Here is a 14801-nt window from a genome sequence, read left to right as displayed (position 1 = left end):
GCCGAGATGATAAGGAGCGAGTCGCGTTTGAAAATGTCAACAATTGCCGGTGCAACAGGCGCGCTACACTTGCAAAAAATGCTATGAAAATCAATATCCAAATACATTATTCGTTCGGTCTATTCAAGGCCCTGTCCCTCTCCGTTCTGGTGCTGTTGGTAGCGGGCTGCAAGACCTCTCCGGAACCCGCCCAGGCACCGCTCTCCCCCTCGATCCCGTCCCCCGGCGCCGCCTGCCACACCCCGGACCGCCCGGCCCTGCAACTGCTGGGCGAGCAGCGCTGGCCGCTGGATACGCTTTGGGCCGGCACGCAGGTCGGCGGCCTTTCGTCGATTGACTACCGTCCAGCCGATGACAGCTACTACCTGGTGAGCGACGACCGCTCGGCCAAGGACAGCGCCCGTTGGTACCGGGCCCGCATCCGCTATGACGCCAGTGGCCTGCAGCAGGTCAGCATCGTCGAGCAGCAGTACCTGCGCACGCCGGCGGGCGCGCCCTACCCCAGCAGCCGCACTGCCACGGCCGATAGGCCGGTGCCTGACCCCGAGGCACTGCGGCTGCTGCCCGGCGGGCGCAGTGTGGTCTGGAGCAGCGAAGGCGACTTTGCGCGGGGCTTTGGCCCCTCCTTGCAGCAAGCCGGGCTGGATGGCAGCTGGCAGCACACCTGGCCCCTGCCCGCACTGCTGCAAGGCCCGCTCCAGCCAGAGACGGGCCGGGGCCCGCGCAACAACATGACCTTGGAAGGCATTGCGATCAGCGAGGACCAGCACAGCCTGTGGCTATCGATGGAGGGCGCGTTGCGTCAGGACGGCCCGCTACCGCGCCGTGGCCAGATCGGCGGGCCGCTGCGCATCACCCAGTACGACCTGGCCAGCCAGCAGCCGATTCGGCAAATTGCCTACATCCCCGACGCGCTGCCCCAGGACAACCTGCTGCTGCCGCTCATTGCCATCAATGGCGTCAGCGAGATCCTGGCCGATGGGCCCGACCATTTGCTGGTACTGGAGCGCGCCTATGTGCTGGGAGCCGGTTTTTCCGCGCGCCTCTACCGCATCAACACCCAGGAGGCCAGCGACACCTTGGCGATCGATGCGCTACACGGCGCCGCATACACCCCTGCCCACAAAGAACTGCTGCTGGACTTTGCGCAGCTCGGGCTGCGAACGGTGGACAACCTCGAAGGCATGACCTGGGGGCCGCGCCTGGCCAGTGGCGAGCGGGTGCTGCTGCTGGTCAGCGACAACAACTTCAACCCGGCCCAGGTCACGCAGTTCCTGGCGCTGGTCGAAACACCGGCCTGCGCGGCCCCTGCGGGCAGCGCAAGCCAATCGCATCGCAATTGAAATTGATAGCAAAACCTGTGCGCCCCGCATGGCTTGCCATGCAACCGGTTTGAGCTTTGGGCAGGCCGCCGCTATAGTGGCAGCCACGCCAGCCGCGCTGGCTCTGCCCACCCTTTCTTTGCTTGCACCTGCCGCCATGTCCACTACCGATCTGTCCCAATTCCCCGCCATCGCCTTCATCGGCGGGGGCAACATGGCCAGCGCCATCATCGGCGGCCTGATTCGCCAGGGCCTGCCCAAAGACCGCATCCAGGTGGTCGAACCCTACGAACCCCAGCGCCAGACCCTGCAGCAGCAGTTTGGCATCACCGCGCTGCCGGCCGCCGACAGCAGCCTGGCGCAGGCCCAGGTGGTCGTCTGGGCCGTGAAGCCGCAAACCTTCGCCCAGGCAGCGGCCGCCGTCGCCAACCACAGCCGCCATGCGCTGCACCTGAGCGTGGCCGCCGGCATCCGCAGCGACAGCATTGCCCAGTGGCTGGGCAATGACCAGATCGTGCGCGCCATGCCCAACACCCCGGCCCTGGTCGGCCAGGGCATGACGGGGCTGTTTGCCCGCCCACAGGTCAGCGCCGCCCAGCAGCAGCTGGCCGAGCAGATCATCACCACTACAGGCCAGCTGGTCTGGGTTCAGCAGGAGTCGCAGCTCGATGCAGTCACGGCCCTGTCGGGTTCGGGCCCCGCCTACGTGTTCTATTTCCTCGAAGCCATGCAGCAAGCCGGCGTCGAGATGGGGCTGCCCGCCGAGCAGGCACTGCAGTTGGCGATTGGCACCTTCAGCGGCGCCTCCGCGCTGGCGGCGCAGTCGGGCGAAGCGCCAGCGGTGCTGCGTGAGCGCGTCACCAGCAAGGGCGGCACCACCTTTGCCGCGCTGGAGCATATGCGCGGCGCCGATATCGCCGCCCACTTCATCGGCGCGATGCACGCTGCCGAGCGCCGCGCCAAGGCGCTGGGCGATGAATTCGGCGGCTAGGCCAGCGCCGTAGCGCCTGCCCTCAGCGGGAGGCAGGCGCCGCCGTCCTGCGGCTGCAACTTTGCACAAATGCAATCACGCATTGCGTATATTTCACACAAAAGTCAAACGCAAAGCGTATAATTCGGCCGCATTCATTCCTCTGCATCGGAGCACGGCCCATGGACAGCCAACAGGATTTTCTTCGCGACGCAATGCGCCGTTTGAACTTGACGCGTGACGCCTTTGCCGAGCGCCTGGGCGTGCGCCGCCGCACCCTGGATACCTGGTTGCTGCCCGAGGCTTCTGGCGAAGCGCGCGCCATGCCCGATATGGCGCAGAAGTTCGTCTCCGAGATTCTGTACCGTGAAGCCGCAGGGCACGATGCCCAGAAACACCACCGTCCGCTGGCCGAGCGCATGTCTGCAGACGGCCGTCCGCAACTGCTGTCGGTGGCCCAGCTGGAGCGCGAAAGCCTCGAAGAGCTGTTCCGCATCGCCGATGTGATGCAACCCATTGCCCGCCGCCACAAGGTCTGCCGCGTGCTCGAAGGCGCCGTCATGGGCAGCCTGTTCTTTGAAGCCAGCACCCGCACCCGCGTGAGCTTTGGCGCCGCCTTCAGCCGCCTGGGCGGCTCGGTCTGCGATACCACCGGCTTTACCTTCTCGTCGATGGCCAAGGGCGAATCGATCTATGACACCAGCCGCGTGATGGCCGGCTATGTCGATGCGCTGGTCATCCGCCACCCCGAACAAGGCTCGGTGGCCGAATTTGCACGTGCGACGAATATCCCCGTCATCAACGCGGGCGACGGCCCCGGTGAGCACCCCAGCCAGGCGATCCTGGACATGTACACGATCCAGCGCGAGTTCTCCCGCCTGGGCAAGCTGATGGACGGCGCGCATATCGCCATGGTCGGCGACCTCAAATATGGCCGCACGGTGCACTCGCTGATCCGCCTGCTGTCGCTCTACAAGGGCATGAAGTTCACCCTGATCTCGCCCAGCTCGCTGGAGATGCCTGCCTACCTGATCGAGCTGGCCTCGACCAACGGCCATGTGGTGGAGGTTTCCACCTCGCTGCAGGACCTCAAGGGCGCCGACGTGGTCTATGCCACGCGCATCCAGAAAGAGCGCTTTGCCGGTGAGAACATCGAGGGCTACACGCCGGAGTTCCAGGTGCAGAAATCGCTGGTCGATGCCGTCTGCAAACCCGACACCATCATCATGCACCCGCTGCCGCGCGATGCCCGGGCCGGCGCCAATGATCTGTCGACCGATCTGAACCTGGACCCCCGCCTGGCCATCTTCCGCCAGACCGACAATGGCATCCCTGTGCGCATGGCTTTGTTTGCCGTTTTGATGGGTGTGGAGAACCAGATTGCCCGCAATTTGCGCGATGTCACCTGGCGCTCTCCGGCTTTTGTAGGCCCGGATGATGCAGTGTTTGACACTTTGGATTAAACTCTACCTTACACAACACCATGATTTGAGACATTTTTTCGAAGCAGTCCACCCTGCTTCGGAAAATTGAACGTTTTTTTCCTGCGACTCCAGTGTTAGCGGCCATCTATCGATGGCCGCTTTTTTGTCCGCGTTTCATTAGCAGCGCACCGAAATCCGGCTTGAAAACAGCCATCGTTCGGGCATGAAAAAAGGACTTGCAAGCAAGTCCTTGAGAGCGGGGCGGGGCGGCCCAGGGCCGCAAGGGCAGCTTGTGCTTAGCAGCTCATACCGATGCGGCGGCGAACCGCCGCCAGCAGACCCAGCAAGCCGCTCAGGCTCAGCAGACTCCACAGGCCCAAGGTAGGCACCGGCACAGCGCTGCCTACACCTGGGGTACCTGGGTCGACAGGAGTGCCTGGATCCACCGGCACATCGGCCAGCCAGCCGGCACCACCTGGATCCGCGATCTGGCCGTTGGCGACCATGTCGTCATCCCCATCCCCACCGTCTACGATCTGCACGGACAGCGTATTGCCGTTCACCGTCGATGGCAGGCTGTACCAATGTGGGGTCGTGTTGGCCTTGGTGGGACCGAACTTCCAGTACTTGGCATGGGCCGGCAGGGCCGATGGGTAACTGATGCGCATCGTGCCACTGCCACCCATGGCGCAGCCCGTGGCTGTCCACTGCAGAGCGCCGTAAGGCACGCTCAGGCCTTGGGGCAGCGCACCCAGCGATGCAGCAGCCACGGCCACGGGCGCCTGGGCCAGACGGCAGGCATCGGCACTGCTCCACCGCACTGCGGCACTGCCGCCACCGCCGGACGCTGGCAGCGCCACATCAAAGTTCTGCTCCGGCTCCGGACCCACCGGCGCGCCTTCCAGGTTCAGGCCCAGCACAATCGGATTGTGGTCGCTGGAGCGGTAGGCATCAGCCGCATAGAACGACGAGACCTGCGCGGCGCTCTTGAAGTTGGTGTTGTAGTCGAGGACCGGCGGCTCTTCTGCGTTGATCTGCCATTTCACCACCTGGCCCACCTGGCTGGCGAGCGCCGAGCTGACCAGCACATGGTCCAGCGATCCCCACAGGGTCTGGAAGCCGTAGGAATACTGGCCGGCGCCCAGCTTCTGGTAGCCATGGCTTTCCAGGAAGGAGATCGGCTCTTCCTTGGCATAGGCGTTGAAGTCGCCCATCAGCACGTTCTTGCCATTGCCCGCTTGCGTCGGGTTGCCCGCCAGCCAGGTTTGCAGTTGCTCGACGGCGCGCTTGCGCGACTGGTTGTTGGCCCCCTGGCCGTCACCGATGTCCGGGTCATTGACACTGCCCTTGGACTTCAGGTGGTTGACCACCACGGTGAACTGGTCCTTGCCGCCGCTCGCCAGCGTCTTCTCGAAGGTCTGGGCCAGCGGCACGCGGTTGCCATAGGTGGCATTGAAGGCATCGTACTGCGCCTCATCCGGCACCGCAGGCACGCCCACGGGATTGACACGGTCCTTGCGGTAGATGACAGCCACCGAGATGGCATCATGGCCAGCCGCCACGGCCGTCTTGGCGCCACCGGCATTGAAGGGGCCCTTCACATAGTCATAGACCTCGCTGCCATGCTTGGCGTTCAGGGCCCGGGTCAAGGTCGCCAGCGCGCTGGTCGTGTCAAAGCCATTGTTCTGGATTTCCATCAGCCCGTAGACATCGGCGTCCAGACCCAGCAGGTTGCTGACGATCTTGTCGGTCTGGCGGGTCAGCTCGGCCGCATTGTCGGCACCCCGGCCTTCCAGCGAATCGCCATAGGGGTTGTTGAACTTGGCCGTGCCCAGGGTGCTGAAGAAGTTCAGCACATTGGCCGAAGCAATCTTGACCGTCGGGCTGCCAATGGCCTGCTGGAGGTCGGCCACCGTCGGGCGCGCTGCACCGGTAAAGATGGGCTTTTGCAGCGGTTGCACGCGGTAGCTGGTCTGGTGTGCGCCAGCCGCCGTATCGATGAACTGGTCCAGAATGCCTTCGATCGCGGCGGTGCTGTCACCTGCCCGCAAGGTGTTGCCGGCACTCAGGTCCAGGCCGCCCCGGCCCAGCAAGGCGTCCGGGTTTTGCTTGCTGCTGCCATCGTCGAGAATGATTTGGCTGCGCTTGACGGTGTCCAGGTAGGCGGCGTTACCCGTCATGCTGGGCACATTCAGCTCGGTGTACTGCACCAGCTTGTCCTTGTCACTCAAGGTGACCATGCCATAGCGGCCGAGGTAGTAGTTGTCCGTCACCACCAGCGGGCCGGTGCTGCCGGTGATGCGTACACGCATGCCTTCGTAGCGTTCCCAGTTCGCATAGGCGGGCATCGGCAGGCTCAGCGCCACCACGGCAGGCAGCGCCTGCTTGGCGCCACCATAGAGCACGCTGAAGTTCAGGATGCTGCCGCCCAGCTGGGTCAAGCCCTTGTACTCGCTGACGGTGGCGGTCAGTTGCACAGCCTGGCCCACGCTGTCGGCACTGATGCCGGCAATGGGCGTGCTGCCGTAGTACACAAACACGGCCTCGGAGGTCTCGGCGTTGTGGTCGTCGTCTTCGGGCAGCGACTGGATGTAGAAACCGCTGAGGTCCGGAAGGTAGGCGGTCACGATGCCGCGCACCGTCACGCTCTGGCCCACCAGTGGCGAGGCGTCACCCGAACCCTGCACGGCCGAGATGGGGGTGGTGGCGACCGGTGCCAGGTTCTGCGCCAAGCCGGGCGAGCCGATATTGGCACCATTCGAGGGCTGGGCAAAGCCATCGAGCACACCGACCGCCGCAGCGGTGTAGCGCGGCTCTGCGGTGGACTTGCCATCCCAGACGGCGGACACGCCATTGCCCACGGTTGTGCCGGCATTGCGCACCGCAGCGCCCGCGTGGTCGCTGGTGGATACCGCTGTGCCGCTCGGGTTCTTCGCAGGCGCCACGGTGGAGCCATCGGTCGCCTTCAGCGCCTTGCTGCCATAGTTCATTGCCGCAGCCAGGTAGCCATTGGCGTCATACACCAGCACCGCATCGCCCTTGCCCAGGCCTTGGCCGGCCACCAGGATGACGGCAGTACTGGCCTGCAGACCCCAGGCCGTGCGGAAGGCTTCCGGCGTGGTCTCGTTCAGCACCACCAGACGCGCGCCTGCTGCCAGGCTGGTGCCCGCAGGGAAGGCGCTGGGCAGCGCGCCGCTGCTGTCGGTCCAGCCCCAGCCACTCAGGTCCACGGGGGTCGTGCCGTAGTTGAACAGCTCAAAGAAATCGCCGCCATCGGCGTTGGAGTTGACCTCGGAGACCAGCACCTTGGCGCTGGCTGCCACCGCGCTGCTGACGGTAAAGTCCAGCTTTTGCTCGGCCGCCAGTGCGTTGCCAGCCATGTCCAGCACCGCAGCGGCGGGCAGCACCAGGCTGTAGCGCTTGCCGGGTTGGTAGCCACCGCTGCGCGTAAAGCGCACTGCGCTGCCATCGATGGCCACTTGCGCATCGGTCATCGGCACGGTGGCGATCAGGTTGCCGTCTTCCAGCAGCGACAGGCTGCCGCTGCCGCGCTGCACCGTTTCGCTGAACTGCAGGCGCACCACGGCGGTCTTGCCGACGTCCACCGCGTTCTGCAACGGGCTGCTGCTTTGCAGCACGGGGGCGGTGGTGTCGGCAGCAGCGGGGCCACCGAGCTTGACGGTATTGCCCTGGAACTGCTGGTCCGCAAAAGGCAGGTCCTTGGACACCGAGCCCTTGCCAGGCCAGATGGTGTCGCCGTTGTCCTGCAGCAGCTGGACGGTCGTGCCCTTGGCCGTGCTGAGGGGGCTGACCAGGGTCTCGAAGCTGCCACCGGTGGCGCGCAGCAGGTTGTCCAGCACATTGTCCAGTGGCTGCACATCGGTGGTGCCCGGGCCGTTCCAGACAAAGAAGGCAAAGTTGGTGTTCACGGCCGCATCGGCCTTACCGGGCGGGCCCGCCAGAATCAGGAACTTGCCATCCTCGGTGCGCTGCATGTCGCGAATGCCGCGCCCGCCCAGGTTCAGCTCAATGGCGGCACCCAGCACCGGCGCGGTGCCCGCCACCATCGCAGCAGGGTTGGTGATCGGGATGACGAGCGCGCGGTTGCGCAGCTGCGCGCTGGCCAGCGGCGCACGGAAACCCAGCAGCAGCTGGCCGTCTGCGGTCGCCGCCATGCCTTCGATCGAGAAGCCGGCTGGCGACTCGGGCGGCACCTTGTCCGCCGACGAAGCCACGAAGCCGTAGTAGTTGGCACCCTTGCCATGGGCATTGCTGCTGTCCCAGGTGTTCAGCAAGCCCTCCAGACCGCCGTAAGACCCCTTGAAGCTGAATTCCGTCGTGGCGCCGGTGCCCGCCACATCGACGGCAAACAGGTGCTCGCGGTTGTCTGCCTCGCTGCCATCGGACTTGTTGCTGTGCGAGCCGGTGAAATACAAGGTGTTGCCAATGCGGGTGCCCGCCTCCAGGTCGAGCTCCTTGCTCAGCCCCAGCAGGCTGCCAAATTCCCATTCCTTGACCGCCACGCCGCCGCCGCGGGGGTAGACGCGCAGCACATTGCCTTCGTCATCGCCGACGACCATGTAGCGGTCGTCGAGCGCGACGGCGGCAGAGGCGTCCGAGCTGCCCGCCTGGGTCGCCGGCAGCGGGGTGAACATCGCCGTTTCGCCGGCACCTGGATCGATAACGGTCAGGGCCGCCGGTGCGGTGCCATTGCCCGTCCAGTTGGCGGCTTGGCTGATCGCAGCCAGCAGCTCGGCCGCCGTGCCCTCGATGGCGCCCTTGGTGCTGTCGTAGGCCACATTGTTTTGCTTGACCAGCGCAATGGCGGTACTGCCGTTGACCAGGCCAGGCGGCAACGCCGAGGTGTTGGAGTTGCTGGCATTGCTGTCCCAGCTGCCAGCGGTCACATTGTTCAGCGCGAACACGAACTGCGGTGCCGCTTCTGAGCCCTGGTAGACCAGCACACTGTCGCCGCCGGCGGCCAGATTGAAGCTGCCCGAGGCGCTGACCGTGCCATGGTTGGCCGCAGGCTTGGTGTCAGCCGCGCTGATCTTGACGACCGTACCGGCAGACAGCGCCTCCGTGGCCTGCCAGATCAGCACACCTTCACCGGTGCGAAACGCGCCCGCATTCGTCCAGCCATTGTCGGTGACGCGAATCTCGGTGCCCGCTTCGATATCGCGCAGAAACACCAGGCTGACAGAGTCCGGCGTGTCCGAGGCAAAGCCGACGACAGCGACGTCGCCGGCCGCCAGCGTGGTCTGGGCCGACGCGGGCAGCACGCTGGCCGCCAGCAGCAAGGCAGCTGCCAGTGACAGACCCTGGGACGCCCGCACGCTGGCGCGGCAGGCAGACGAAATGGAGCGAAGAGCAAACATGGCAGCAGTAGAGGGAGTGGCAAACAACCCCTCTTTGTCGCCGCTGGCGATGAAAGCTCCGTGTCAGAATCTGTAAGCGTTCCCAAAAACTGACACCGCCGCCACTGTCACAGCCCGGTCACAGCGCAAAGGCAAGCGCCACACCGGCAAACAGGCTCACGCCAATCCAGTGGCTTTTGCTGAACGCGGTAAAACAGCCTTCGCGCGTGCGCTGGCGGATGAGGCTGTAGTGCCACAGCATCTGCGCTGCAGCCGCAGCCACGCCCAGCCACCAGGGCCAGGCCAACTGCAGCGGCGCCAGCGCCAGCACTGTCAGAACCAGGCACACCCCAAAGAAAGCCATGATCGCGGCAACATCAAAACGGCCCAAGGTGATGGCCGAGGTCTTCATGCCGATCTTCAGATCGTCATCGCGGTCCACCATTGCGTACTCGGTGTCATAGGCCAGCACCATGCACATATTGGCCAGCCACAGCAGCCAGGCCATCATCGGCACCTGGCCCTGCACGGCGGCAAATGCAATCAGCACCCCAAAGTTGAACGCAATGCCCAAAAACGCCTGCGGCATCGCAAAAAAGCGCTTGGTAAAGGGGTAGAGGATGGTGAACAGCACGGCCGGTACCGACCAGGCCACCGCCTCCCAGCGCGTGGTCAGCACCAGCGCCAGCGACAGCAAGGCCAGAACCACGCCGACCATCGCCGCCTCGAACACCGAAATCTTGCCCGTCGTGATGGGGCGCTGCGCGGTGCGTTTGACATGGCGGTCGAACTTGCGGTCGGCAATGTCATTGATGCAGCAGCCGGCGCTGCGCATCAAAAAGGTACCCAGCACAAACACCAGCACCAGGTGCCAGCCCGGAAAGCCCCCGACGCCGCCCACAGCGCCACCAGGGTGGGCCAGACCAGCACCAGCCAGCCGGCAGGCCGGTTGAAGCGAATCAGATCCAGGTACAGCGCAAAGCGCTCGGACAGAGAGAGGGAGGGATGGGCAGCAGCTGACATGGCAGCAAGCATAGCGTCACAGCGCTACCCTGTGCCCTCTCTTTGTCAATTTGCGCGCCCGCCCCGCCCCAGCACCAGGGCCGCCAGTGCACACCAGGCCAGGCCCAGCAGCGCGCCGGCCAGCACATCGCTGGCAAAGTGCGCCTGCAGCAGGATGCGGCTGAGCGCAATGGTGGCGACCAGTCCCCCACAAAGCCAGGCGAGGACGCGGCGCGCAGCGGGCGAGAGCCGGCCGCGCAGCACCAGCCATAGCAGGCCATAGACAACGACGGCCCCAGAGGTGTGGCCGCTGGGGAAACTGGCACCCGACGTCAGCATCTCATGCAGCACCTCGGGGCGGGCGCGGTCCAGCAGATTCTTCAGCAGGCGTACCGCCAGGCCATTGAGGCCAATAAAGAACACCCAGGCCCACAAGGCCTGCCACCGCCCAGCCAGCGCCAACCCGCCCGCCACGAGCAGCACCAGGACCGCCAGCCAGCGTACATCGCCAGCAGCGGTCAGCACATGCAGCAGCTCGCGCCCCGGCGCCGAGACATGGTCTTGCGCCCATTGCTGGGCCGCTGCATCGGCGGCCAACAAGCGGGCATGGCCCGAATGCTCCGGGTAGACGACCACCCAGGCCAGCATCGCAAACAGCAGCAAGCAGCCGGCAGCCACAACCAACGGCACCCCCACAGGCTGCTTGGCGGCATACAGCACCGCCGTCTGCCTGCGCGGCAGCCAGCGCCAAACCACCGCGCCGGCCAGCAACCAGGCAAGCAGCAGCACCGGCATCCAGGCATCCAGCATGGCCAAGGCTTGAAAGACGATGCGCGATCCCCCAGCCAGGTCCCGGCTTTGCGCCAGCGCTTGTTCCGTACCCAAAAGCCCCAGGACGACCCAGCACAGACTCTGGCGGCACAGGTCCCGGCCCGCCGCCAACGGCGGCAGCCGCCGCAGCGGCAACAACACAGACAACACGTTCACAACACCCCAAAAAATACAAAACCCCATGCAGGCATGCCATGCATGGGGTCCAAAAAGAAACCTTGCAGCGAGACTTAGGCTTGCAGCATCGTCACGCCGGGCAGATTGCAGGCGAAGATCGCATTGCGCAATGCGGCGATGGCTTCGTAGCGGGTAAAGCTGCGACGCCATACCAGCACCACGCGGCGCTTCGGTGCTTCGTCGTTGATCTCGTCGGTCAGCGGGATGTAGCGGATGTGGGTCTCGTCCGACTTGCGGCGGCGCACACCCTTTTCCAGCGCATCCTTGGGCACCGACAGGCGGGGCACCAGGGTCACACCCATGCCGGCGGCCACCATGTGCTTGATGGTCTCGAGCGACGAGCCTTCAAAGGTGCGGCGGATGCCTTCGGTGTTGCTGGAGTAGCGGGCGAACTCGGGGCAGACTTCGAGCACATGGTCACGGAAGCAGTGGCCAGCGCCCAGCAGCAGCATGGTTTCGTTCTTCAGCTCGCTGGCCGAGATGCTGTCACGCGTGGCCAGCGGGTGCACGCTGGGCACGGCCGCAAAGAAGGGCTCGTCATACAGAGGGGCCATCGCCAGACCGGTATCGGGGAAAGGCTCGGCCACGATGGCGCAGTCGATCTCACCGGTACGCAACATCTCCAGCAGCTTGGCGGTCATGTTCTCGTTGATCATCAACGGCATCTGCGGCGTGCGCTCGATCGACTGGCGCACCAGCTCAGGCAGCAGATAGGGACCGATGGTATAGATCACACCCAGGGTCAGCACACCTGCCAGCGGGTCCTTGCCGCGCTTGGCAATTTCCTTGATCGCAGCGGCCTGGTCCAGCACGATTTGCGCCTGGCGCACGATCTGGTCACCCAGACTGGTGACCGACACTTCCGAGGCACTGCGTTCAAACAGCTTGACCTCGAGTTCTTCCTCCAGCTTTTTGATGGCGACAGACAAGGTAGGTTGCGACACGTAGCAGGCATCAGCGGCGCGGCCGAAATGCCTTTCACGGGCGACAGCAACAATATATTTGAGCTCTGTAAGTGTCATGTCAGTTTTTAGTGCGAATCGCGTATTGTGCATGGCCTGTGGACCACCTGGCTATAGCGCCAGAGGCCAAAGTGCCACACTGTGTTTCATCAGAACCGCAAGCTATGAGTTGTACTCTATTCCGAAGCACCATGGGTGCCAATGCGCGACTACAAAAATAGGATTAATCTATTATGCGTCAAATGCAAGCGCTCGCTCACCGGGAATGTAGGTAAATATGGATGCGAGCATTTACACAAAGCTACATAATTATCGACGCCTCACTCCGCTACCTCCCTGTTAAATAAGGCTTATTTGCCATTTGGGTGGCCGCAACAAGCTATAAATCTAGTTACAGAATGCGTTTTATATCCTCTATTTGAACAACACGATTAACATTCTGCGCAACAGCCATAGCACGAATCAATCGATATTTACCAAGATTTCGTATCATTTTTGCAACTTTTAAATCTTGTTTGCAATGCTGCCATGCAACGTGGCGGTGAGCTATGCGCTAGTTTTTCAGGCCTTGAGGTATTCCGCCTTGCCTCCCAGCCAGCGCAGCACATGGCTGGCAGCCAGGTCTGGCCATCGGTCCAGCATCGGCGGCGCCAACTCACGCGCCCATTCCAGTAGGTGCTTGTCGGCTTCCAGATCGGCAAATCGCAACAGCGCCGCACCCGACTGCCGCGCCCCCAGAAACTCGCCGGGCCCGCGAATTTCCAGATCGCGCCGGGCGATCTCGAAACCATCGGAGGTCTCGGCCATCGCCCGCAGCCGCTCCTTGGCCGTCTCGCCGAGCTTGCCGTTGTCACCTACCGCATACAGCAGCACACAAGCCGATGCTGCAGCGCCCCGCCCCACCCGGCCGCGCAACTGGTGCAGCTGGCTCAGGCCAAAACGTTCGGCATGCTCGATCACCATCAGGCTGGCATTGGGCACATCAACGCCCACTTCAATTACCGTGGTGGAGACCAGCACGCCCATCACCCCTTCGGTGAACAAGGCCATGACGGCCTTTTTCTCAGCCGTGGGCATGCGCGAGTGCAGAAGACCGACCATGACCCCGGGCAGCGCCTCGCTCAAGTCCGTATGGGTGGCCGTGGCGTTGGACAGATCCAGCGCCTCGCTCTCCTCGATCAGCGGACAGACCCAGTACACCTGGCGCCCCTGGGCGATCTGGTCGGCAATGCGCGAGACCACCTCATCGCGCCGGCTGTCACTGATGAGCTTGGTCACCCCCGGCGTGCGTCCCGGCGGCAACTCGTCGATGGTGGAGACATCCAGGTCGGCGTAGTAGCTCATCGCCAAGGTACGCGGGATCGGCGTGGCGCTCATCATCAGCATATGCGGCTCCATGCCGGTGGAGAGCAGCTTTTGCCGCAGCGCCAGGCGCTGGGCCACACCAAAGCGGTGCTGCTCATCGATGACGGCCAGCCCCAGCTGCTTGAACTGCACCTGGTCCTGGATGACCGCATGCGTGCCGACCACCAGCGCGGCCTCGCCACTCTCAACCAGCGCCAGCATCTCGGTGCGCTGCTTCTTCTTTTGCGCACCGGCCAGCCAGGCGACCTTGAGGCCGCGCGGCGCCAGCAACGGCTCCAGCCAGCCCACCAGCTTGGCAAAGTGCTGCTCGGCCAGAATTTCGGTCGGCGCCATCAGCGCGCACTGCCAGCCCGCATCAATGGCAATCACCGCCGACAGCGCCGCCACGATGGTCTTGCCCGAGCCCACATCGCCCTGCAGCAGGCGGTGCATCGGTATGTGGCGCCCCAGATCCCTGGCAATTTCCTCGCAGACCCGGCGCTGCGCCCCGGTCAGCGCAAAAGGCAGGGCGGCCAGAAACTGCTCTTGCAGGTTCAGGCTGCCGTCGGGATGGCGCTGCGCCGCCAGCGCGGGCGCGCGCAGGCTGTCGCGCTCGCGCTTGGCCGTCAGCTGCGACAGCTGCTGGGCCAGCAGCTCTTCGGCCTTGAGACGCTGCCAGGCCGGGTGGCTGTGGTCTTCCAAGGTGGCTACCGCGACATCGGGCGTGGGGTGGTGCAGAAACTGCAGCGCTTCGCGCAAGGTGTAGGCCCTGCCCAGGCCGCCCGCTCCCAGGTACCGGGCATAGGGCAGGTCCACGCCGGGTGGCAGGGTTTCGCTCAGATCAGCACGCTGCAAACCGCCGATCACCGCGCGGCGCAGATAGGGCTGGGGCAGCCCGGCGGTGGTGGGGTACACCGGCGTCAACGACTGGGGCAGCTCGCCACCTGCCAGCCGGAAGGCCGGGTGCAGCATTTGCCGCCCCCAGAAGCCGCCCTTGACCTCACCGCGAATGCGCAAGGTGTTGCCCACGGACAGGGTCTTCTGGTGGGAAGGGTAGAAACTGAAGAAGCGCAGTTCGCAGCCGTCTCCGTTGGCATCTTCGACCCGCACCACCAGTTGCCGGCGAGGCCGCAGCTGCACATCGGCAGACACCACGGTGGCTTCGATCTGCGCCACCTCGCCATCGCGCGCATTGCGCAGCGCAATGATGCGCGTCTCATCTTCATAGCGCAGCGGCAGATGCAGCGCCAGATCGATGTCGCGCGTCAGCCCCAGTTTGACCAGCGCTTGCTGGGCCGGGTTCTTGGCGGCTGTCTTTGCTGGCGCGGCGCCAGCGGCAGGGGCCGCGCCCGTTGCCGCCCCGCTCGCCTTGCGCGGGCGGCCAGGTTTGCGCCCCTTTGAGGGCATCGCAT

7 protein-coding genes and 1 pseudogene are annotated in these 14801 nt (G+C 64.5%); 3 read left to right on the top strand and 5 right to left on the bottom strand.

Going from position 1 to position 14801, the window contains the following annotated elements; genetic code table 11:
* Positions 1–83: 83 nt before the first annotated feature.
* From MJ205_RS22900 to MJ205_RS22890, 3 genes are all read left to right on the top strand, one after another.
* A complete protein-coding gene (locus MJ205_RS22900) occupies positions 84–1343 on the top strand; it encodes an esterase-like activity of phytase family protein (protein ID WP_239810512.1) in 1260 nt (419 codons plus the stop codon).
* A 136-nt stretch (positions 1344–1479) separates the two neighbouring features.
* Positions 1480–2313 (top strand): pyrroline-5-carboxylate reductase, encoded by an 834-nt coding sequence (gene proC / locus MJ205_RS22895; protein WP_239810511.1) that lies wholly within the window; start codon positions 1480–1482, stop codon positions 2311–2313.
* A gap of 161 nt (positions 2314–2474) precedes the next feature.
* Positions 2475–3755, top strand: a complete 1281-nt coding sequence (locus tag MJ205_RS22890) for an aspartate carbamoyltransferase (protein ID WP_133855846.1) — start codon at positions 2475–2477, stop codon at positions 3753–3755.
* A gap of 257 nt (positions 3756–4012) precedes the next feature.
* On the opposite strand, the gene MJ205_RS22885 is transcribed toward MJ205_RS22890, so the two are convergent.
* The 5 genes and pseudogenes from MJ205_RS22885 to recG all read right to left on the bottom strand — a co-directional run bounded on the left by MJ205_RS22885 (position 4013) and on the right by recG (position 14796).
* On the bottom strand, positions 4013–9094 hold the full coding sequence (locus MJ205_RS22885) for an ExeM/NucH family extracellular endonuclease (protein ID WP_239810510.1): 5082 nt from the start codon (positions 9092–9094) through the stop codon (positions 4013–4015).
* Positions 9095–9212: 118 nt separating this feature from the next.
* Positions 9213–10096: pseudogene (ubiA, locus tag MJ205_RS22880) on the bottom strand (4-hydroxybenzoate octaprenyltransferase).
* A gap of 45 nt (positions 10097–10141) precedes the next feature.
* Positions 10142–11062: a phosphatase PAP2 family protein gene (locus tag MJ205_RS22875; RefSeq protein ID WP_239810509.1), complete on the bottom strand. Its 921-nt coding sequence runs from the start codon at positions 11060–11062 to the stop codon at positions 10142–10144.
* 74 nt (positions 11063–11136) lie between these two features.
* Complete coding sequence (locus MJ205_RS22870; RefSeq protein WP_021028298.1) at positions 11137–12105, bottom strand: LysR substrate-binding domain-containing protein; 969 nt, start codon at positions 12103–12105, stop codon at positions 11137–11139.
* 501 nt (positions 12106–12606) lie between these two features.
* On the bottom strand, positions 12607–14796 hold the full coding sequence (gene recG / locus MJ205_RS22865; protein WP_239812836.1) for an ATP-dependent DNA helicase RecG: 2190 nt from the start codon (positions 14794–14796) through the stop codon (positions 12607–12609).
* Positions 14797–14801: the final 5 nt, after the last annotated feature.

The organism is Comamonas sp. B21-038, assembly GCF_022387135.1.
Taxonomy (GTDB): domain Bacteria; phylum Pseudomonadota; class Gammaproteobacteria; order Burkholderiales; family Burkholderiaceae_C; genus Comamonas; species Comamonas sediminis.
Note: the sequence above shows the minus strand (reverse complement) of the source record. Positions and strands in the feature narration are given on the sequence as shown.

What these genes read in the sequence shown, in the direction of transcription:
- MJ205_RS22900 (WP_239810512.1), top strand. Translation starts at nt 84, where the DNA reads ATGAAAATCAATATCCAAATACATTATTCGTTCGGTCTATTCAAGGCC.
- recG (WP_239812836.1), bottom strand. Translation starts at nt 14,796, where the DNA reads ATGCCCTCAAAGGGGCGCAAACCTGGCCGCCCGCGCAAGGCGAGCGGG.
- MJ205_RS22890 (WP_133855846.1), top strand. Translation starts at nt 2,475, where the DNA reads ATGGACAGCCAACAGGATTTTCTTCGCGACGCAATGCGCCGTTTGAAC.
- proC (WP_239810511.1), top strand. Translation starts at nt 1,480, where the DNA reads ATGTCCACTACCGATCTGTCCCAATTCCCCGCCATCGCCTTCATCGGC.
- MJ205_RS22870 (WP_021028298.1), bottom strand. Translation starts at nt 12,105, where the DNA reads ATGACACTTACAGAGCTCAAATATATTGTTGCTGTCGCCCGTGAAAGG.
- MJ205_RS22885 (WP_239810510.1), bottom strand. Translation starts at nt 9,094, where the DNA reads ATGTTTGCTCTTCGCTCCATTTCGTCTGCCTGCCGCGCCAGCGTGCGG.